18 protein-coding genes are annotated in these 18,470 nt (G+C 56.7%); 8 read left to right on the top strand and 10 right to left on the bottom strand.

Features of this window, described 5'->3' with window-relative positions:
* Complete coding sequence (locus ACNY69_RS13830) at positions 1 to 969, top strand: HesA/MoeB/ThiF family protein (RefSeq protein ID WP_418798815.1); 969 nt, start codon at positions 1 to 3, stop codon at positions 967 to 969.
* Positions 970 to 975: 6 nt separating this feature from the next.
* On the opposite strand, the gene ACNY69_RS13825 is transcribed toward ACNY69_RS13830, so the two are convergent.
* A complete protein-coding gene (locus tag ACNY69_RS13825) occupies positions 976 to 1,389 on the bottom strand; it encodes an ASCH domain-containing protein (RefSeq protein WP_418798812.1) in 414 nt (137 codons plus the stop codon).
* Between the two features lie 214 nt (positions 1,390 to 1,603).
* Positions 1,604 to 2,146 carry a DsbA family protein gene (locus ACNY69_RS13820; RefSeq protein WP_418798809.1) on the bottom strand — a complete coding sequence of 181 codons (543 nt, stop codon included), beginning with the start codon at positions 2,144 to 2,146 and terminating at the stop codon, positions 1,604 to 1,606.
* A gap of 310 nt (positions 2,147 to 2,456) precedes the next feature.
* On the opposite strand from ACNY69_RS13820, the gene ACNY69_RS13815 reads away from it, so the two are divergent.
* The 6 genes from ACNY69_RS13815 (at position 2,457) to ACNY69_RS13790 (ending at position 8,964) form a co-directional block, all read left to right on the top strand.
* Positions 2,457 to 2,726 (top strand): hypothetical protein, encoded by a 270-nt coding sequence (locus ACNY69_RS13815; protein ID WP_418798807.1) that lies wholly within the window; start codon positions 2,457 to 2,459, stop codon positions 2,724 to 2,726.
* Between the two features lie 450 nt (positions 2,727 to 3,176).
* Positions 3,177 to 3,803 (top strand): fimbrial protein, encoded by a 627-nt coding sequence (locus tag ACNY69_RS13810; protein WP_111139613.1) that lies wholly within the window; start codon positions 3,177 to 3,179, stop codon positions 3,801 to 3,803.
* Between the two features lie 52 nt (positions 3,804 to 3,855).
* Complete coding sequence (locus ACNY69_RS13805) at positions 3,856 to 4,524, top strand: fimbrial biogenesis chaperone (protein ID WP_293772486.1); 669 nt, start codon at positions 3,856 to 3,858, stop codon at positions 4,522 to 4,524.
* 137 nt (positions 4,525 to 4,661) lie between these two features.
* Complete coding sequence (locus tag ACNY69_RS13800; RefSeq protein WP_472826295.1) at positions 4,662 to 7,112, top strand: fimbria/pilus outer membrane usher protein; 2,451 nt, start codon at positions 4,662 to 4,664, stop codon at positions 7,110 to 7,112.
* 16 nt (positions 7,113 to 7,128) lie between these two features.
* Positions 7,129 to 8,238 carry a fimbrial protein gene (locus ACNY69_RS13795; RefSeq protein ID WP_418798803.1) on the top strand — a complete coding sequence of 370 codons (1,110 nt, stop codon included), beginning with the start codon at positions 7,129 to 7,131 and terminating at the stop codon, positions 8,236 to 8,238.
* 198 nt (positions 8,239 to 8,436) lie between these two features.
* Positions 8,437 to 8,964: a sterol desaturase family protein gene (locus ACNY69_RS13790; RefSeq protein WP_111139616.1), complete on the top strand. Its 528-nt coding sequence runs from the start codon at positions 8,437 to 8,439 to the stop codon at positions 8,962 to 8,964.
* Here ACNY69_RS13790 and crtB read toward each other — a convergent pair.
* The 6 genes from crtB to ACNY69_RS13760 form a co-directional block, all read right to left on the bottom strand.
* The gene (gene crtB, locus ACNY69_RS13785) at positions 8,903 to 9,832 is read right to left on the bottom strand and encodes a 15-cis-phytoene synthase CrtB (protein ID WP_418798801.1); all 930 of its coding nucleotides are present in this window, start codon (positions 9,830 to 9,832) and stop codon (positions 8,903 to 8,905) included. The genes ACNY69_RS13790 and crtB overlap by 62 nt on opposite strands.
* Positions 9,829 to 11,307 (bottom strand): phytoene desaturase, encoded by a 1,479-nt coding sequence (locus tag ACNY69_RS13780; RefSeq protein ID WP_111139618.1) that lies wholly within the window; start codon positions 11,305 to 11,307, stop codon positions 9,829 to 9,831. The genes crtB and ACNY69_RS13780 overlap by 4 nt, the downstream gene beginning before the upstream one ends.
* Positions 11,304 to 12,464 (bottom strand): lycopene beta-cyclase CrtY, encoded by a 1,161-nt coding sequence (gene crtY, locus ACNY69_RS13775; protein ID WP_418798798.1) that lies wholly within the window; start codon positions 12,462 to 12,464, stop codon positions 11,304 to 11,306. The genes ACNY69_RS13780 and crtY overlap by 4 nt, the downstream gene beginning before the upstream one ends.
* Entirely contained in the window at positions 12,451 to 13,746 is a 1,296-nt protein-coding gene (locus tag ACNY69_RS13770) for a glycosyltransferase (RefSeq protein WP_418798795.1), read from the bottom strand. Before ACNY69_RS13770 ends, crtY begins: the two co-directional genes overlap by 14 nt.
* A 9-nt stretch (positions 13,747 to 13,755) precedes the next feature.
* Positions 13,756 to 14,664 carry a polyprenyl synthetase family protein gene (locus ACNY69_RS13765; RefSeq protein WP_418798792.1) on the bottom strand — a complete coding sequence of 303 codons (909 nt, stop codon included), beginning with the start codon at positions 14,662 to 14,664 and terminating at the stop codon, positions 13,756 to 13,758.
* A 219-nt stretch (positions 14,665 to 14,883) separates the two neighbouring features.
* Positions 14,884 to 15,414, bottom strand: coding sequence for a YtfJ family protein (locus tag ACNY69_RS13760; RefSeq protein WP_111139622.1), 531 nt, complete (start codon positions 15,412 to 15,414; stop codon positions 14,884 to 14,886).
* Between the two features lie 165 nt (positions 15,415 to 15,579).
* Between ACNY69_RS13760 and ACNY69_RS13755 the strand changes: the two genes are divergently transcribed.
* Positions 15,580 to 15,807 (top strand): hypothetical protein, encoded by a 228-nt coding sequence (locus ACNY69_RS13755; protein WP_418798789.1) that lies wholly within the window; start codon positions 15,580 to 15,582, stop codon positions 15,805 to 15,807.
* 122 nt (positions 15,808 to 15,929) lie between these two features.
* Here the strand turns inward: ACNY69_RS13755 and ACNY69_RS13750 are convergent, their stop codons facing one another.
* Together ACNY69_RS13750 and ACNY69_RS13745 are read right to left on the bottom strand one after the other, a co-directional pair.
* Positions 15,930 to 16,607, bottom strand: a complete 678-nt coding sequence (locus tag ACNY69_RS13750; RefSeq protein ID WP_418798786.1) for a pirin family protein — start codon at positions 16,605 to 16,607, stop codon at positions 15,930 to 15,932.
* 114 nt (positions 16,608 to 16,721) lie between these two features.
* The gene (locus ACNY69_RS13745; protein WP_418798784.1) at positions 16,722 to 18,449 is read right to left on the bottom strand and encodes a DUF2534 family protein; all 1,728 of its coding nucleotides are present in this window, start codon (positions 18,447 to 18,449) and stop codon (positions 16,722 to 16,724) included.
* Positions 18,450 to 18,470: the final 21 nt, after the last annotated feature.

Here is an 18,470-nt window from a genome sequence, read left to right as displayed (position 1 = left end):
ATGGATCGTTATCAGCGACAGACGATGCTGCCGGAGATCGGCGACGCGGGCCAGCAGCGGCTGAGCCGGGCGCGGGTTCTGGTGGTGGGGGCGGGCGGACTCAGCGCGGCGCTGCTGCCATTACTGGCGGGGGCGGGCACAGGGTTCATTCGTCTTTATGATGGCGACCGGGTTGAACTGCACAACCTTCATCGGCAGACGCTGTTCGGCGTCGACGATGTGGGGCAGCCAAAAGCCCTCTGCGCGCAACGCGCGCTGTCAGAGCGGAATCCGGACTGCCAGGTAGAGGCGCATCCCTCTGCGCTCAGCGCCAGTCAGTTGCCACAGGCGCTGGAAGGTATCGATCTGGTGGTGGATGCGGCGGATAATTTTGCCATTACCTACCAGCTTTCCGATGCCTGCTATCCGCGAGGTGTGCCACTGATCTGCGCATCGGTACTGGGACGCAAAGGTTACGTCGGTGGATTCTGCGGTGGCGCGCCGGGCTATCGTGCGCTCTTTTCGGAGTTGCCTGCCGCCGCGGGAAACTGTAATACCGCTGGCGTGATGGGACCCGCTGTCGCGACGCTGGGTGCGATGCAGGCGCAGATGGCGCTGAGCGTATTGCTGGACCTGACGCCGTCACCGCTGGGCTGCATGATCCACTGCGATTTTGCAGAGTGGCACATCCGGCGCTTCCGCTTTGACGATGCGCAGGAGCCTGACGGACCCATAACGCCTTTCATCGATCGGTCCATGCTGACGGAAGAGGATTGCATCGTGGAGCTACGCAGTACGGAAGAGGCGCCGGTCAGCGTTGCCGGGCGGGTCAAGCGGATCCTGCCGCAGCAGATCGCCAGCTGGCAGCCGCCGGCGCATCAGCGCGTGGTGCTGGTCTGCGCCAGTGGACTCCGCGCCGCTCAGGCGGCGGAGATCCTCGCCGCGCGGGGTGTCACGCGGCTGGCGCTGATGGCAGCTAACACGCTGTAAGCCGGTTCAGAGCACCTCGACCAGCTGGAAGGTTTCGAAAATCAGCTCCATCTCGGCGTGAAAATAGCCACCACGCTGGAAATAGCGTTGATGTTCCTGCCGCCAGTGGTCGAGGCTCAGATCGCCTTCGCCTTCCAGCATTGCCATTTCAGAGGTCACCCGGTCAAAACGGGTCAGAAACAGCCCGGTGGTGCGAATCACGCAGACGGGCTTTTGTTCGCCGTTCAGCACGATAGTGTAGCCGCCCGGCTGTGGCAGCGGATCCTGTTCCTGCCAGCTCTGTAACGCGCCACAGGTGGCCACCTTTTTTCCCGCGATAATCAATGTGGCCAGCTCATCCGCTAATGCCGGTGAGTCACCGAAAGCATCGGTTATCGCACCCGGGTATCTTTCCTTTACCTGTTCCAGCGTCATCGTCATCTGCAATTCCTTAATAAATAGCGCGTCTCTGGCATTGTCGCTGCCTGCCGCAGTCACACCGTTATGATGAACAGCCGCAATGTCTTACGTGCAGCCAGAGGCTGAGAGCGGTACAGCTTAACCGCCCTCATGACGGAGAAACAATCATAATGTCAGGTAATTATGTCTGCCGGGCGGAAAGGTGAAGCGCATCACGCAATCCCGTTTTGCACGGTTAACGCGTCAGGAAACTCGCCCAGTGCGCAATGTCGTCACCACTGCCGATCTCAGGCTGCACCAGGCCATTGACCATAAAGGTTGGCGAAACGTGAATGCCATTCTGCCGGGCATATTTGCAGTGCCATTTGATAGCATTCTGCAGGTCGGGCCGATCGAACGCGGCGGTAGCATCCACGCCGCTGTACGCTTTCAGACGGTTAAGGATCTGATTTGGTGTGGCATCGCGATTCGGGCCGGTACAGTGATCGGTGAACTCAAACTCTTCACGATGATCGGCCACCGCCTGCATCACCCGCTTCGCGGCGGCTTTACTGTCACAGGCCGCGGCAAGGATATAGCGCACGATCACCCCGGAATAGAGGTGCCACGGCTGCGACTGCAGACGGATCTTCAGCGTCATCTGATCTTCCCCCACCAGCGCCAGTAACGCGTCTGATTTATTGAATGCCCGCACCGAAAAAGGACAGGTGGGTTCCAGAAACATCTCAAACACCGCAGGGCCATGACCCCAGACCAGCTGATCAGCAGGTTGACTCATTGACAACTCCTTAAAGATAATCGGAATGAAAAGGCACTTTACCCTGGCAAATTGCCGACACATCAGCCAGTTAATCTGCGGCTGTAATTGTTACAAAAAGCAGCAGTCAGTCGCGTCCCGGCGCGAAGCAGGCGACAACCCGGTCCATTAGTCGCTAGAATTGCTGGCCCAGGTATCCTCCGCTGCAAACGTCCCGGCTGATGAGCAGCTATAGTTATTCGCTGAGTGTGCCTGACCCATGATTAAGCCATGGCAGTGACGTCCTGTTATTGGTCTGCCCGGAGCCGACCTGCGCTAAAAGAGGTTAATTTTGTATACCGATCTCACCTGGAAAACGCTTCACCGCGTCATCAACCAGACGATCTCAGACATGCTGGATGAGCAGCAGACTCTAAATGTTCCGTCATTGCGCGCCCGACTGCACGACATGGCGGAGAAAGAGGATGATGAGCTCATGGTGCTTTGCTACTGGCAGGCAAGTAAAATTCTGACGCGATTACCCGCTACCGTTACCGCCAGTCAGCTGATTGATGCGGCCCGTCATGCTTTTCGCACACCGCTGGATCACTCCCGCCTCTAAACCCAATAAGGTCGTGGCATCAGATGAGGTGCCTGTTAAATTTAACGCTGATTATTCCGCGACATCATTAGCACGGGTGCACGCGTTCCTCATTTATTGCAACGTTATTATACCTTCTCCATAATATAAATTCTAATTTGGGAATAAATAAATATATATTGTGTATTGTTAAATGCTGAATGGTTAATGTGGTATTAAATTAATTCTAATTTTTTCTTTTTATGCGCTAATTACCCCGTTATTTTGATATAAGTCAACAATAATGGAATGACCACACTTCTGTTTAAGTGGTTAAACGTCTCGTTTATCTTTTATATAGTTCTGTTGAATTACTATGCCGTCAGCATAATAAACCATGTGTTGTTATGTTGGCGCATTTTATAAATGCATATCTAGGTATCTGGTGGTTGATTTCAGCCACATTGCATGTGATGAAAAGAGACAGATTTGATGAAAATCAGAAAAGGTATTCTGCCAGTCGCGCTGGCCGGTCTTATGGTTTCAGTATCAGCATTAGCAGGAACAACCCCTGCTGATGGCCCTTCTCCCATCAAACCTAACCCAGGAACGTCTGCGGGTACGCAGGGCGCAGGTGGCCAGGTTAACTTTACGGGTGAAATCACAGACGATTCCTGCAACGTTTCGACAACCAGTGTCGATGTTGATTTGGGCAAATGGGCGAAATCGTATTTTGAAAGCCGCAGTGAAACAACCGAAACACCCTTTACTATTTCAGTGAAAGATTGCCCTGAATCTGTCAAAACCGTAGCGGTGTTATTCGATGGTGATAAAGATAAAGGAGACAATACGCTGCTGAAACTGACCGGCGGTGAAGGAAGTGCCAGTGGTGTAGGCATTAAACTTTATAATTCTGACCGTAAGACACAGATTCCAGTCGGAACCATTTCTGCCGCGGTAAACGTCGCTCATGACAGCCTGAATGCCGGCAGTGGGACTGCGACAGGGGGAAGTGCAGATTTAAACTTCTTCGCCAATTATAAAAGCGACGGTGCCGCCTCGGCTATTACGGTCGGTAAAGCAAATTCAGTTTCAAACTTTGTAATGGTTTATAACTGATTATTGACAGGTTAAGCCTGCCCCCCTAAAACGATTAACGGCGTATATGACTATGTTAAAAGCACTAAGATCGATTTCGCTCATCTCTGCATGCATACTGAGCATGACTGCGCATGCCGGTGTTGTTATGGGGGGGACGCGCGTTATTTTTGATGAAGGAAAAAAAGAGGCTTCCCTTTCCGTCACCAATCAGGAAAAAAATATCCCCTATCTGATTGAATCCTGGGTCAGCAATTTTGATCAGAATAATCATGGCAAGGTGCCTTTTATTGTTACGCCGCCTCTGTTCCGACTGGATGCGGGTAAGGAAAATATATTACGTATTACTTATCTGGGCATGCCGCTGCCGGAAGATCGCGAATCTGTCTTCTGGCTGAATGTGAAATCTATTGCACCTTTACCTCGCGATAAAAACAATGAGCTTCAGGTAAATATCAAATCTGAATTTAAGCTCTTTTATCGGCCTAAAGGTCTGGCGGGTAAACCCTCAGAAGCCTGGCAGCAACTGACGTTCCGCCACGAGGGCAACCAGTTAATTGCGCACAATCCAACGCCCTATTTTGTTTCATTCTATTCGCTCGACGTTGCCCATCACGCGGTTAAAGACCCGGGCATGATCGCTCCGTTTGCGGATCGTCACTGGACCGTCACGGATTCAGGGGCTGTAACCTGGTCTGCGATAAACGATTATGGCGGCGTCACCGAACAACGCACGCGTTAAGCACGGCTGCTTTCTGCCTGTTTTACTTTGTTTTCGGGGCGTCAATAGTGAAAGTGACTCACTCTTATCTGAAGGGAAAAATAAGGTCTGCGACGCCGCTTACTGTCTCGCCGTGGCTGGCAGGCATTCCGGGTTTAATGTTTATGCTGGTTTGCCCGTTACGGTCTGTACGCGCGGATGATTATTTCAATCCGGCAGCACTGGAATTTTCGACTGACCAACATCGTGTCGCCGATCTCCACTATTTTGATCATGAGGGGGGAGAGCAGCCTGGCACTTACCACGTCACCCTTATGCTGAACAACAGAGCGATTGACAGTCGCGATGTGACTTTCGTACAGGGCTCATCCGGGCTGGTTCCGCAATTTACTGCAGCAGAGCTGGATGCGATGGGAATAAATGTCAAAGGCTTCCCGGCGCTTAGCCAGTTACAAAAGAATGAAGCCATTCATGAGCTCGGTAAGTACATTCCTGATGCGTCGACAGATTTTGATTTTGCCCATCTGCAGTTAAACCTGTCAGTGCCGCAAATTGCCCTGAAAATGAAAGATCGTGATTATATTGATCCGGCTCGCTGGGATGAGGGTGTCCCCGCCGCGTTTGTCGACTATAACCTCACCGGCAGCAGCAGCCGCCATCAGAATGAACGCTGGAACACCACGCTACTCAGCCTGCGCAGCGGCGCTAATCTTGGGGCATGGCGACTGCGAAATAGCGCCACCTGGCGCTATGATCTCATTAGTCACTGGCAATCTCAGAGTACCTACCTGGAACGGGACCTGAAAACACTGAAAAGTCAGTTCAGCGTAGGGGATACCTATACGTCCGGTGACGTTTTCGACAGCGTGCAATTCCGCGGCCTGCAGCTTATGTCTGATGACAGTATGCTGCCTGAAAGTCAGCGTGGCTTTGCCCCGGTGATTCGCGGCATCGCACACAGCAATGCCCGGGTGACAGTGACGCAGCACGGTTATGTGATTTATGAAACGATCGTCGCACCTGGTGCATTCGAAATTAAAGATCTTTTTCCCACTGCGCAGAGCGGCGATCTTGACGTGACTATCCATGAAACGGATGGTTCAACACGGACTTTTACGCAGCCCTATTCCGCGATTCCCTATATGCTGCGTCAGGGGCATCTGAAATACAGTATCAGTGCGGGCCGTTACCATTACTCAGGCGGCGAGAGTCTGCGATCGCCTGACTTTGTGCAAACGACACTGTTTTATGGCCTGCCCCATGATTACACGGTTTTTGGCGGTATGCAGGCTGCGCAAAATTATCATGCTCTGGCTTTGGGACTGGGTAAAAGTCTGGGAGATTATGGCTCACTGGGCACCGATGTCACGCTGGCAAAAACCCTGTTACCGGAGGGGCAGAGCCGTAGCGGTCACTCTGTGCGTGTTCAGTATCAGAAAGATTTTGACTCAACCAACACCAGTTTCAGCATGGCGAGCTATCGCTACTCCTCCAGCGGTTTCTATGCTTTCAGCGAAGCAAATGCGATGACCAGTCCGGCAAGCTATGTGATGAACAAGCGAAGTCGCTCGGAAATCGCGCTCTCTCAGGGACTTGGCGATTTTGGCAGTCTGAGCGCCTCAGCGTATATTCAGCGTTACTGGCGCTCAAATGAAGTTGACCGCACGCTGCATCTCGGTTTTTACAGCAATTACAAAAGCGTCTCATGGGGAGTGGCCTGGTTTTATACCGACTCCACCCGCGCCCGCAAAGCCGATCGCGCCATCACATTCAATCTCTCTGTGCCCTTTAGCGCTCTGTTACCAGGCAGTGCGATCAACTACAGCATGAATGCAGGCAATGACGGTAATGTGTCACAGCAGGTCAGCCTCTCCGGCAGCGCGTTGCAGGATAATAAACTCCATTACAACCTGCAGCAGGGTCATAACAGTCAGGGTCAGAACGTTAACAGCAATGGCTCACTGGACTATCGGGGCAGCCGTGGCAGCGTAAACGTCGGTGTCAGCCATGATCGACACAGCAGTCAGTTTAACTACGGTCTCTCTGGCGGCATCGTTGCGCATGCCCACGGAATTACGCTCAGTCAGCCTCTGGGCGATACCTTCGCGATTGTCCGGGTGCCGGATGCCGCGGATGTTGGCGTCCAGAACAGTACGAATGTTTATACCGATCAATGGGGCTATGCGATTGTGCCGTCACTTTCGCCCTATCAGGAAAACGCCATTGAATTAAAAACAGACACGCTGCCCGATAACATTGATGTCGAGCTTGACGGAAAAACGACGGTCCCCACGCGTGGCGCAATCGTGATGGCCGATTACACCACACACGTTGGTAACCGCGTACTCTTCACGCTGACGTATCAGAATGCCTTTCCGCCATTTGGTGCCACAGGCAGTATCGCACTGGACGAAAAGGGTAAAGAGAGCAGCAGCAGTGGCATCGTTGCCGAAAAAGGTGAGCTTTATCTGAGCGGTGTCCCGGTTCAGGGTGTCATCGTGGTGAGCTGGCAGGAAGATGGAGAGCAGAAACGCTGTCGCGCACCGTTCCGCCTGCCTGCCTCGGCCCAGACTAATCCGGTCAGGCTGATTACCGCAGTCTGCCAGTAAAGCATAGGAATTCAGAATGAAATCAATCAGGCATTTACTAACGTGGAGTGCGCTCATCGTGACTGCACTCTTTTGTCTGCAGGCGACAGCACAGGAGTCCTGTCAGGGAATTGGGCAGGCGGTGGTGCAGGTGCATAATGTCAATTATGTCCCAGGGGCCGCGGATGGCACGCCGATTTCCGCCCAGATACCCATGCAGATTAACAATGTCTTTACTTGCATCAAAAACAGCGGCGAACAGGGATTTAATTATAAGGATCTGGGTTTTGAAATTGATGCTGAAGAATCTGGTTTACAGACCAATATCGCAGGCGGGCACAATACGCCCATTTATCGTATTGCAGGTTTAGATAGCATAGGTTTTGCTTTAGGCTTTAAAGAGCCCGCGTTGTGTGGCTCATCGTTTTTCGATACCACGGGCAAAGGCCAGACCAGCTCAGTCTGTACTTCAGAGATGAATCCGCAGATCAAGGATGCCAGAACCCTCAATCTGCAACCCTATATCGTATTTTATAAAATTCCGGGTCAGCGCTCGCCCCTTAATCCTGGCAATCAGCCGGTCAGTTTTGGTGAGATTAGCATTGGTAATGCCAGTCTGAAGGTGGGTGACAATGCGGCCAGCAGTCAGCCCGTCAATGATAAGCCCCAGATTTTATTGTCGAGTTTTACCGTTCAGTACGGCAGTTGCGCCGTGGTGACCTCTGAAACCTCAATCAATGTTGATATGGGTAAGGTCAGCAGGAGTGATTTTCGGGGCGTTGGCAGCATGGCAGGCAGTCCGAAAAGTTTTCAGATTCAGGTGATGTGTGAGCATAGTGCTGCGGTCAAAGTAGGATTCTTTGGGATGACCACTTCAGGTGATAAGGATGCGATTAGCCTGACTCCGCAAAGTAACACCGCTTCGGGCGTCGGCATCGCCCTGACGTATGGGCCAGGCCTGCAGGTGCCTGAAGGCCAGCGTGTGCCCCTGAATGTTTCCACCGATCAGCTCCCGGTACTGACAACCGTTTCTTCACCCGACCAGGCTGCCTCAATGGCGTTCAATGCCCGATATATTCAGACCGACGGCCAGGTCATGGCGGGCAAAGCGGATGGTACAGTGACCTTTAATCTCGTCTATAACTAGAGACCATTTCAGTGTGCATCAATGGTTTATACCGTGATGCACACTGATTATGCTGTCTGCTTTGCTGACGCAGGCCTCAGCTGATCCCGTTCATGCAGCCATCGTAAAAACCCGTCAAACCCGATCCGCCGTTTTCCACAATCTCTGTTAAAATTGAACCGCTGCGCCACCGTGCAGGATGCCTATTCGGGAGAAACTATGTTGTGGATTTGGAACGCCCTGATTGTTCTGGTCACCGTGATCGGTATGGAGATTACGGCTGCGCTGGCGCATAAATACATTATGCATGGGTGGGGTTGGGGCTGGCACCTGTCACATCATGAACCGCATAAAGGCTGGTTCGAGGTCAACGATCTCTATGCCGTGGTGTTTGCCGGCCTGTCGATTCTGCTGATCTATCTGGGCAGCACGGGTATCTGGCCGTTGCAGTGGATTGGGGCAGGGATGACGCTGTATGGCCTGCTCTATTTTATTGTGCACGACGGGCTGGTGCATCAGCGCTGGCCATTCCGCTATGTGCCACGTCAGGGCTATCTGCGTCGGCTCTACATGGCGCACCGCATGCATCATGCGGTGCGTGGCAGAGAAGGCTGTGTCTCGTTTGGTTTTCTCTACGCGCCGCCGCTGTCAAAACTGCAGGCGACGCTGCGCGAGCGCCACGGTGCTAAACGGGGCGCTGCCAGAGGTGAGCGGGGCGCGGAGCAGGACGCGCCATCCGGGAAGTAACCGCCTGACCGGAGGCCACCATCAGCAGCGCCAGTTTCTCTGGCGTGCTGGTGGACTGGCGCTGGTCCCAGGCCGCCGGGCCCGCGGCAACCACTTTGATCCCGATTCTGCGATAAACCTGTTTTGCCGTCGCGATCGCCCACGCCGAGCGTAGCGGCAGGCCGCGCAGCCCTGCCGAGGAGGAGTGATAATAGGGTTCAGCGGCTTCCACCAGCCGCCGGGCGATACGACTAAGCGCCTGGCGGTGTCCTCTGTCCGCCAGATTCTCCCGCGTCAGACCCTCTTCCGCCAGCCACGTTTCAGGCAGATAACAGCGTCCCGCTTCCGCATCCTCGACGATATCCCGGGCAATATTGGTCAGCTGAAACGCCAGACCAAGATCGCATGCGCGATCCAGGGTAGCGTTGTCGCGCACGCCCATGATCTGCGCCATCATCAGGCCGACCACACCCGCGACGTGATAACAGTAACGCAGCGTGTCATCGAGCGTCTGATAGCGCGTCTCGTTGACATCCATCGCGAAGCCCGCCAGATGATCGAAGGCGTACGCGGGCAGGATATCGTGGGCCATCGCCACCTCCTGAAAGGCTGCAAAGGCGGGTTCATGCATCTGCGATCCGGCATAGGCCTGGCGGGTTTTAATCTCCAGCTGAGCAAGACGCTGTCCGGCAGACTGCAGCGACGGCGTGTCATTGCTGAAGCCCAGCACCTGATCGTCAATCACGTCGTCACAGTGACGGCACCACGAATAGAGCATCAGCACACTGCGCCGTGTTCTGGCATCAAAGAGTTTTGAGGCCGTTGCAAAGCTCTTTGAGCCGACCTCCATCGTCTCTACGGCATGATCGAGCAGTGACGGACTATTCAAGCCAGATCCTCCACCATTAATCCCGCCGTTGCTTTGGCCGAACCAATTACGCCAGGGATCCCCGCGCCGGGGTGGGTGCCCGCGCCAACCAGGTAGAGGTTGCTGATATGCTTATCGCGGTTGTGCGGCCGGAACCAGGCGCTTTGCGTCAGGATCGGCTCGACCGAGAAAGCCGAACCCTGATAGGCATTCAGCTCATCGCGGAAATCAAACGGCGTAAAGATGCGATGCGTCACCAGCTGGCTGCGCAGGCCCGGCATGTAGTGCTGTTCCAGATAGTCGAAGATGCGATCGCGCAGGCGCGGGCCTTCAACCGTCCAGTCAATATCGGCCGTGCCGAGATGCGGCACGGGTGCGAGAACGTAGTAGCTGCCGCAGCCTTCCGGGGCCAGCGAGGGATCGGTCACGCAGGGCGCATGCAGGTAGAGCGAGAAATCCTCGGCCAGCGCATCCCTGTTAAAGATCTCGTCGATTAACTCGCGGTAGCGCGGACCGAAGCAGACGGTGTGGTGTGCCAGCTGATCGTGATGATGATTGAGGCCAAAATAGATCACAAACAGCGAGTTACTCATACGTTTATTCTGCAGGGTTTTCCCCTGCGCCACCGACGCCGGATGCTGGCTCAGCAGCTCGCGGTAGGTGTGAACCACATCCGCATTCGAGGCAACCGCGCGGGTCGGGAATACGCGGCCATCTTCCAGATGGACGGCGGTAATCTGGTTTTTCTGTGTTTCCAGACGGGCAACGCTGGCATTCAGCTCCACTTCGCCGCCCAGATCTTCGAACAGTTTTACCATGCCCCGGACCAGCGCGCCGGTGCCGCCGCGCGGGAACCAGACGCCCCATTCCCGCTCCAGCGCATGGATCAGGGTATAGATCGAGGAGGTGGCAAACGGATTACCGCCGACCAGCAGTGAATGGAACGAAAACGCCTGACGCAGATGCTCATCTTCGATGTAGCTCGCGACTTTGCTGTATACGCTGCGCCACGCTTCCAGTTTCACCAGCTGGGGGGCAGCCCGCAGCATGTCGCGGAACGAGAGAAACGGCACGGTGCCGAGCTTGAGATAGCCTTCCGCAAACACCGCGCGCGAATAGTCCAGGAAGCGACGATAGCCTTCGACGTCACGCGGATTAAATGCGGAAATCTGCGCTTCCAGCGCGGGCTGGTCGTTGTCATAACTGAAGACCTTGCCGGACTCCCAGCAGAGGCGATAGAACGGTCTGACCGGCATCAGCTCGACATAGTCAGAGAGTTTTTTACCCGCCAGGGTGAACAGCTCTTCGATAGCAGTGGGATCGGTGATCACCGTGGGGCCGGCATCAAAGGTGAAGCCCTGATCTTCGTAGACATACGCCCGGCCACCAGGCTTGTCACGCTGCTCCAGCAGTCGGGTCGGAATACCTGACGCCTGAAGGCGAATTGCCAGTGCCAGGCCACCAAAGCCTGCGCCAATTACCGTAGTTCTGTTCATTGCATCGCCTGTTGACGGTGAGGGGTCATAATAGCCTGTAACGCGGCCAGCACGGGAACCGGCGGTTTGCCGCTTAAGATGCGCAGCCGGTCAGGCAGAGTGAGTTTTCCCGCATAAAAGCGGGCAATCAGACCTTCAGGAAGGCCATAAAAACGTTGCATAACCTGCCAGCGGCCGTCGGCCGGTCCGGCGAGAAACAGCATACGGTTGAGCATGCGGAAAAAGCGCTGCTGCTGCCAGCTCTGGCGGGCAAACTGCTCCGTGGCGGCGTGCAGGCTTTCTGTCGTAAACGTCTGCATCTCTGCCAGCCGATCCGCCAGCGACACCGCCAGCGGCAGGGAGTAACCGGTCGTGGGATGAAACAGACCGGCGCGCAGACCGCTGCAGGGCAGATCGCGTGTCTGCCAGAAGGCGTTAACGTCACCGGTCAGGGTAATCGGCAACGCACCCTGTTCTTCGCGCAGCAGCGTGGCTAACTGCCAGCCCTGTTGCGCGGCGTAGTCGCGGATATTCTGCCGGGCGCGATCGCCTTCCAGCGTGGCGTGGTCGATATAGTGCGTATCTTCAATCAGCAGCGTATCGGCTGAAAAGGGGAGGCTGTAAACAAAGCGATAGCCCGCCTGCTGGTCGACCGTCGCATCCATGATAATCGGGGCGGTCAGGCCGTGCGGCTTGCTGAGTTGCCACTCCTGGCCGACAAACGACTGAAAGCCCATGCGCAGTGCGCTGTCGGGCTGATAGCCCCGGCCATCGATCACTGCGTCACTCTCCAGCACGCGACCATCCTCCAGCGTGACCGAATGTGTCGCAATGGTGGCCACGCGGGTATTCAGTAGAAGGTCCGGGCCGAACCTGTCGTGCATCACCTGCGCGAAACGCGTGGCGGTAACACAAAAATAGCCGCTGTTCAGGCTGCGATGGCGCTGGGGGAACCGGACCTCATAGCCGGGCCAGTGGTGCGCCACCAGCGGGGCGATCCAGCGGTGCTGGCTCGCCGTGAGATCGTCGGCATGAAACGACCAGGTGTGACCGGCGCCCGGCTCGCTTTCGGTGTCAATCAGCAGGATACGCAGTGCTGGCCGCTGCTGGCGCAGGCGCAAGGCGATCAGGCCGTTAGCCAGCCCGGCACCCACCAGAATCAGATCATACCGTGGCATATTCTCTCCTGGCGCTGACCGGCTGGCGGGTGCGCATCGCCTGCTCGACAATGTCCGCCGCCAGCGCCGTTCCCCCCGCCTGATGCAGCGCATCGCGCAGGGGTTTCATTCGCTGACGGTAGCTGTCGTCGGCCAGCAGGGTCTGCAACTGACGGGCCATTGAGTGGCTGGTGGTGAAGCGCGAAGCGCGGCGTCCAATCCCCTGCCAGACTACCCGAGCCGCCACACCCGGCTGATCGAACGCCAGCGGAATGGTCAGCAGCGGCGTGAGATGGTTGACCGCGTCCAGCACCGTGTTCATACCGCCGTGCGTAATGGCGAGATCGGCCTGGGCCAGCGCCGCCGCCTGGTCGGCAAAATCGACCACCTGAACCTGGCTCGCCTGCGCCAGTTTCTCTGCCTGGAACGGCGTCAGGCGACCGCAATGCGCCAGCAACAGCTGCGCGTCGATCTCCTGGCAGGCACGGACGATGGTTTTAAACAGGCCGTAGCGGTGCCCCTGCAGCGTACCGAGCGAAGCAAAAATGCGCGGTTTTCCGTCGTCGGTGAAGTAGCGAGGCTGTGACATGGAAGAGGGGGTTTCCGTGGCGCGCAGCGGCCCTACCGAATGGAAATGATCGGGCAGTGCGTGACGGGGGAAATCCAGTGCCGGGATCAACTGACTGATCTGCGCCAGCGGTGAAAAGCAGTGATGCAGTTTTTCCCGTGAGGCTATCCCCATTGCCTGGGCGTGGCGGGCGATCACCCGGTCGTGGCGGCGCATCAGCCAGTCATAGATTTTTTCGCTGGCGCGATAGCGCTCGCGTGCCTGCTCGCTGTTGCCATACTCAAACGGCATCACGGCCAGCGGGAAATCGGCTTCACGGTTAAGCGGCAGCGCACAGGCGACGGAGACATACGGCAACGCCAGCGCCTCTGCCGCCAGTGCGCCCGCAGGTTCCATCTGATCAACAATGACGCCATCAATCGCCAGGGTGTTCAGCACCACCGGCAATTCGCGGCAGAGCATATCGGTGCTGCGGGCCATCTCATTGATCAGTTTCAGCATTGAGGGGCCGAGCGGATGGGCCGCCAGCTGCAGCGTGTGCGCCAGGCTGCCCGCCGGATGGGTGGTTAAGCCCAGCGGGAAAAAGCCGATCCGGCTGTCGGTGAGTAGCGTGCTGACATCACTCTGCTGAATAAAGGTGATCTGGTGTCCGCGTGCAATCAGGGCCTGGCTGAGATGCTGAAGCGCCTGCACATGGCTATAGAAGGGCGGTGCTATCACCGCGAAGTGGCTCATGCAGCATCCTTAACTGACGGCAGCGAGTTTTTTCTCAAACCAGGCCTGAACAAAATGATGGGTGGCATAGCCGTCCTGGCAGGCAGATAACAGATGTTCACCGGCGCAGCGCAGGTGGTCGCGCAGCCGCGTTTCAACGGCCTGCGGGCCGAGCAGATTGACCAGCGTCGATTTTCCCGCGTCCTGATGCGCGTCTTTGCCGGTATCGCTCATGCCATCTGTGAGGTCGTCCAGTAGCTGAAAAGCCTGGCCCAGATTGAGCGAGAACCGGTGCAGTTGCTCGCGCGCTTCGCCCGAGGCTTCTGCCACGATAGAGGCCATCTGCATGGAGGCACAGAACAGGGTGCTGGTTTTATAGTGGTTGGTCATCAGAATGGCATCGGTGCTGCGTGGCTTATCGCCCTCGGAGAGATCTTTAAACTGGCCCTGCACCAGCCCCTGCATGCCGACCGCGTGAGAGAGTTCGGCCACCGCATCGGCTCTGGCGGCGGCGGTCAGGCCCTCTGCCACGGCGACCACGCCAAACGCCTTACTCAGCAGCGCTACCGCAGCCAGAATCGCTACATGTTCGCCATACTGACAGTGAATGGTCGGACGCCCGCGACGCAGCTGCGCATCGTCCATGCAGGGCATGTCATCCAGGATTAGCGAAGCGGCATGAACCATCTCCACCGCGCAGGCGAGATCCAGCAGACCTGCCGGCGTGGCGCGGCAGCCCAGGTCACGCGCCGCCAGCAGCAGCAGCAGCGGACGGATGCGCTTCCCCGGTGCCAGCGCACCGTCGCGCATGGCGGCGCCCACTAAGTCACGTTCACTTTCAACCGGTAAAAGCTGGTCGAGCCGTTGCTCAATGTCGTTCAACAGAGTGGCAGCATCGCTGTGTATGAAATTGACGTGTTGTTCTGCACAGGCCGTCATCAAGGCTGTCCTTATCTACAGAGGAAGTCACAGCAGGTCGAAATGATTCGATGCCATCTTCAATTATCGTCCCCGACTGCCCTTGCATCGCGGGCAGGTTTTTAACAAACGGCGGGTGAATCCATTACCATTAAGCGTAGTTCAGGATGATAAAAATGTTGGAGAATTCAGGCGCATTCCGCGTTTTGCAGCGGATGCAGGCTTACATTTGAGCGTGAATCAGCCCAGCAAATCACGCAGCTCTTTCATCACGCTGGCGACATCCCCCGTGGATAATGCGCCATCTTTAGCGAAGCGCACAATACCCTGTGGGTCAATCACCAATACCGACGCGCTCTCTGGCTGGAGTTGCCAGCGATGAGCGGTGACGCCACTGCTGTCGATAATAAACTGTTGCCAGGGATCCGCTTTTTTACTGGCGGCGATACTGCGCACCACAAAAAGGGCACTGCCGGGTAGTGCATCGTCCGTATTGACGATAGTGGTGGTCTGGAAGCGATCGCGCGGCAGCCTGGCCTGCTGAATGGCGTCGATCAGGGGCGCGCTCTGCTCCTTCGCTGAGAGGCGACCCGCAACGTGGATCACCAGCCGCACCTTACCGGCCAGTGAGTGACTGTTCCAGCGCTGATAGTGAATGTCGCCCTGACTTAATATCATCTCGCCTTTTTCGGCGATGTAAACCGGGGGAACAGGCTGACCTGTCCTGAGCGTATCCGCCGTGGCGAAACCGGAAAACAGTAAAGCAATCATCAATCCATAATGGCGCACGGGTTCCTCACTTTTTTCGATCTGCGGCAGGCAACATTTCTGATCATCAGGCAGATGATTAGTACCACATCCATGTTTCAGATCAATAAAAGCATTAAAGATTTGGGCTGAAAATGTGGGGATGGATTGATTAACATGAGGTGTAAAATGAGCAATTCACTGATGACCCTACCTGAGTTTGCCCGTTATATCGGTATCAACACGCCGACGCTGGCGCGCGCGTTCTGCTGCCGGGGATCGCTGGCGGGTGTGCCGCTGCCCCAGGCGCTGGATGATGCTCCGCTGACGCAGCGCCACTGGCTGCGCGACGATGTGCGTCAGTTCGATAATGCCTACAGGCGGGTGCAGGCGATGCAGCAGAGAAATGGCCACTAAGCTGCGAAGGCCCGGACAGCGCGCGGGATGAGCACGGCACGTTGCCCTGGCTCTGCGGATGCCGCACGTCCCGCTTTTTCCGGGCTGGATTTTATCTGTCGTCCCGGTGCTTTCGCGGCGGCTCAAGCCGGATTGTCGGGTTTCACCAGGAAACAGACCAGATTAGCATCACGTTCGCCCGCAATTTCCACACCGTTTCCGGAACCGGTTAGCGCATCGCCGCGGCCCAGTCGCTGATTACCGACGCGGATGATGCCTTCCAGCACCGTAAGATAAGCGACAAAGCCCGGCATTGAGGGGACATCCAGCGACTGGTTGCGCTGCAGCAGCGTGTCATAAATGTAGACCTCCTGGCGAATTTCCAGCGGTGCGTCGGACGTTTCCGGCCCGGCCAGTTCGGTCCAGCCATTGGTCATTATCCCCTGGTCGCGCTCCAGCACCTGGGTCATCGCCTCGCCGCCAGGCTCTGATGGCCGGATAACCGCCTGCAGCAGCTCCGCCTCGATTAACGGCACCGACTCTTCATACTGCACGCCATCGCCAGCATTGACGACCATGACCCGTTTAGCCGAGAGCTGCGTCCGCTCGCCGTTGCTGTCCTGATGCTGCATCGAACCGCGCCACAGGTAAGTGAACACCTCTTCATCCTGATGCTGCTGCATCGGCATCCGGGCGTCCAGTTTCAGTGACATCAGGTCAACGCTGAGCAGGGGACTTAAGGCCTCGCCGGGACGCTGACGACGGACAGTAAAAGGGCCGTACTCAAACAGCTGTTCAGGGTTTGCACGCACAATGTTCATGATTTGCTCTTTATTAACAGGAGTTCAATCGATCATAGACCCCGGATGGAAAATGAGAAGCCGGGATGATTGCCCGGCTTCGTCAGTTATTTCGAATGAAAGCCGCTGAGCGGCCTAGTTACCCTGTTCGTCGCTCTCTCCGAGGAAGAAATACCAGAGCGGAATCGATAACAGCCCGGTAAAGACCGTGGAGTAGAGCAGGATCATCATCGCCTGAGTGATATACATGGTCAGCGACCAGTGGCTGAAGGGGATCTGATACTGATCGATAACGCCGCCAATCATCGCATTGGCCATCACTGCGATGACAATCAGCGCCAGCACCGTCACGCTGCGCAGGAAATAACGCATCTCCTTGCGCTTCACGGCAAAACGTGACTGAACGATAGCCAGCGGAGACTGCTTATCGGGTGCCGTATCCACGCGGACAATCCGGGCGCGTTGGGCGCTGCGCCAGCGTTGAATATCCAGCAACACCAGCAGCAGCAGGCTTACCCCCATCACCGGCAGCGCATAGCCCAGCGCCAGCATCACAATCAGGCTGGTGCCCTGCGCATAGCGTGGCATCGCCAGCCAGGCGGCGAGCAGCGTCTGCGCGGGGCTGAGCTGCGGCACCGCCGGACGGCGAATCCACCACATCCGGTAGCCCAGCACGATCATCGCACAGAGACCAACGCCAAAAAATGCCAGGATCAGCTGATTCGCCAGGCCAAACAGGACGCCCATATGCGCATCCACACCCCAGCGGGTCAGTTTTGCCACCAGCGGGAAATGGGCGAACGTCACCCGATCCACCACGCTGAAATCGGTGGGATTGATCGACACCGCATCGACCTGGCTGGGCCAGCGGCGATCGATCTCAGATACCGTCCACGCCTGATCCTGCTTTTTCGGCTGACGCAGCTCCAGCTTTGCCGCATCCAGTCCGGCCTCGCGCGCGGCGACCAGCACCCGATCCCAGCGGGCATCCGGCTGATTCTGCATAACCGGCACCGCAGTTTTAGCGGGCATCGCCATATCGGACATGTTCATCCCGGTCATCGTGCCGCGATGGTCGGCATGGGGATCGGCGGCTTCGGCGGGCGCTTCACCGTTCAGGGCGGTGTTGACCTGCGGCGTCTTCCAGCCGAAGTCACTGCGCATTTTTTCGATGTTGTTGCCCGCCCACTGTGACCAGGTCAGCCCGGTGACAGAGAAGAACACCAGTCCCACTGCCAGCAGCAGCCCCAGCGTGACGTGCCAGTGGCGGGTAGCCGCAAACCCGCGCCGGGCTTTGGTGCGTTTGCGTGGCCGGGTGCCTGCCCATAAAACGAGGCCACCCAGGGCGGCGACCCAGAGCCATGAGGCCGCCAGTTCGCTGTAGTTCCGGCCAAAATCACCCAGCAACAGGCCGCGATGGAGCTGGTCCAGCCACATACGCAGCGGCAATACGCCGCTGGTGCCATAGACCGTCATATCCCCTTTCACCTGCAGGCTGTAGGGATCGATAAACAGCGAGCGCGACTCCGACGGACCCAGATCCGGCCCGCTGAACTGCACGCGGGTTGTCTCCTGCGGACCAGGCGCAGGCCGTACGGCGTAGATGTGGGCGGATTCACCGGCGCGCGCGCGGGCAGCGGCGATCTGGGCTGACAGCGGCTGGGCCGCACCCTGAGGTTCGGCGGTCAGGGCATCATGATAGATGGCCTTTTCCAGCTGGGGCGTCAGGACATAGAGCGTACCCGTGAGGGCGGCGACAAATATAAACGGCGCAATAAACAGGCCGATGTAAAAATGCAGGCGGCGCAGCAGGTTAAACAGCGTGCCGCGTGGCGCAGGCGAGATTTCCTGAGAAGAGGACATAGCATTCCACACTTTTCAAAA

Source organism: Pantoea graminicola (assembly GCF_048452665.1).
GTDB lineage: Bacteria > Pseudomonadota > Gammaproteobacteria > Enterobacterales > Enterobacteriaceae > Pantoea.
The sequence above is the reverse complement of the archived record's forward strand: the minus strand, read 5'-3'. Positions and strand labels throughout refer to the sequence as shown.

What these genes read in the sequence shown, in the direction of transcription:
- ACNY69_RS13830 (WP_418798815.1), top strand. Translation starts at nt 1, where the DNA reads ATGGATCGTTATCAGCGACAGACGATGCTGCCGGAGATCGGCGACGCG.
- ACNY69_RS13825 (WP_418798812.1), bottom strand. Translation starts at nt 1,389, where the DNA reads ATGACGATGACGCTGGAACAGGTAAAGGAAAGATACCCGGGTGCGATA.
- ACNY69_RS13820 (WP_418798809.1), bottom strand. Translation starts at nt 2,146, where the DNA reads ATGAGTCAACCTGCTGATCAGCTGGTCTGGGGTCATGGCCCTGCGGTG.
- ACNY69_RS13810 (WP_111139613.1), top strand. Translation starts at nt 3,177, where the DNA reads ATGAAAATCAGAAAAGGTATTCTGCCAGTCGCGCTGGCCGGTCTTATG.
- ACNY69_RS13805 (WP_293772486.1), top strand. Translation starts at nt 3,856, where the DNA reads ATGTTAAAAGCACTAAGATCGATTTCGCTCATCTCTGCATGCATACTG.
- ACNY69_RS13800 (WP_472826295.1), top strand. Translation starts at nt 4,662, where the DNA reads ATGTTTATGCTGGTTTGCCCGTTACGGTCTGTACGCGCGGATGATTAT.
- ACNY69_RS13795 (WP_418798803.1), top strand. Translation starts at nt 7,129, where the DNA reads ATGAAATCAATCAGGCATTTACTAACGTGGAGTGCGCTCATCGTGACT.
- ACNY69_RS13790 (WP_111139616.1), top strand. Translation starts at nt 8,437, where the DNA reads ATGTTGTGGATTTGGAACGCCCTGATTGTTCTGGTCACCGTGATCGGT.
- ACNY69_RS13780 (WP_111139618.1), bottom strand. Translation starts at nt 11,307, where the DNA reads ATGAACAGAACTACGGTAATTGGCGCAGGCTTTGGTGGCCTGGCACTG.
- crtY (WP_418798798.1), bottom strand. Translation starts at nt 12,464, where the DNA reads ATGCCACGGTATGATCTGATTCTGGTGGGTGCCGGGCTGGCTAACGGC.
- ACNY69_RS13770 (WP_418798795.1), bottom strand. Translation starts at nt 13,746, where the DNA reads ATGAGCCACTTCGCGGTGATAGCACCGCCCTTCTATAGCCATGTGCAG.
- ACNY69_RS13765 (WP_418798792.1), bottom strand. Translation starts at nt 14,664, where the DNA reads ATGACGGCCTGTGCAGAACAACACGTCAATTTCATACACAGCGATGCT.
- ACNY69_RS13760 (WP_111139622.1), bottom strand. Translation starts at nt 15,414, where the DNA reads ATGATTGCTTTACTGTTTTCCGGTTTCGCCACGGCGGATACGCTCAGG.
- ACNY69_RS13755 (WP_418798789.1), top strand. Translation starts at nt 15,580, where the DNA reads ATGAGCAATTCACTGATGACCCTACCTGAGTTTGCCCGTTATATCGGT.
- ACNY69_RS13750 (WP_418798786.1), bottom strand. Translation starts at nt 16,607, where the DNA reads ATGAACATTGTGCGTGCAAACCCTGAACAGCTGTTTGAGTACGGCCCT.
- ACNY69_RS13745 (WP_418798784.1), bottom strand. Translation starts at nt 18,449, where the DNA reads ATGTCCTCTTCTCAGGAAATCTCGCCTGCGCCACGCGGCACGCTGTTT.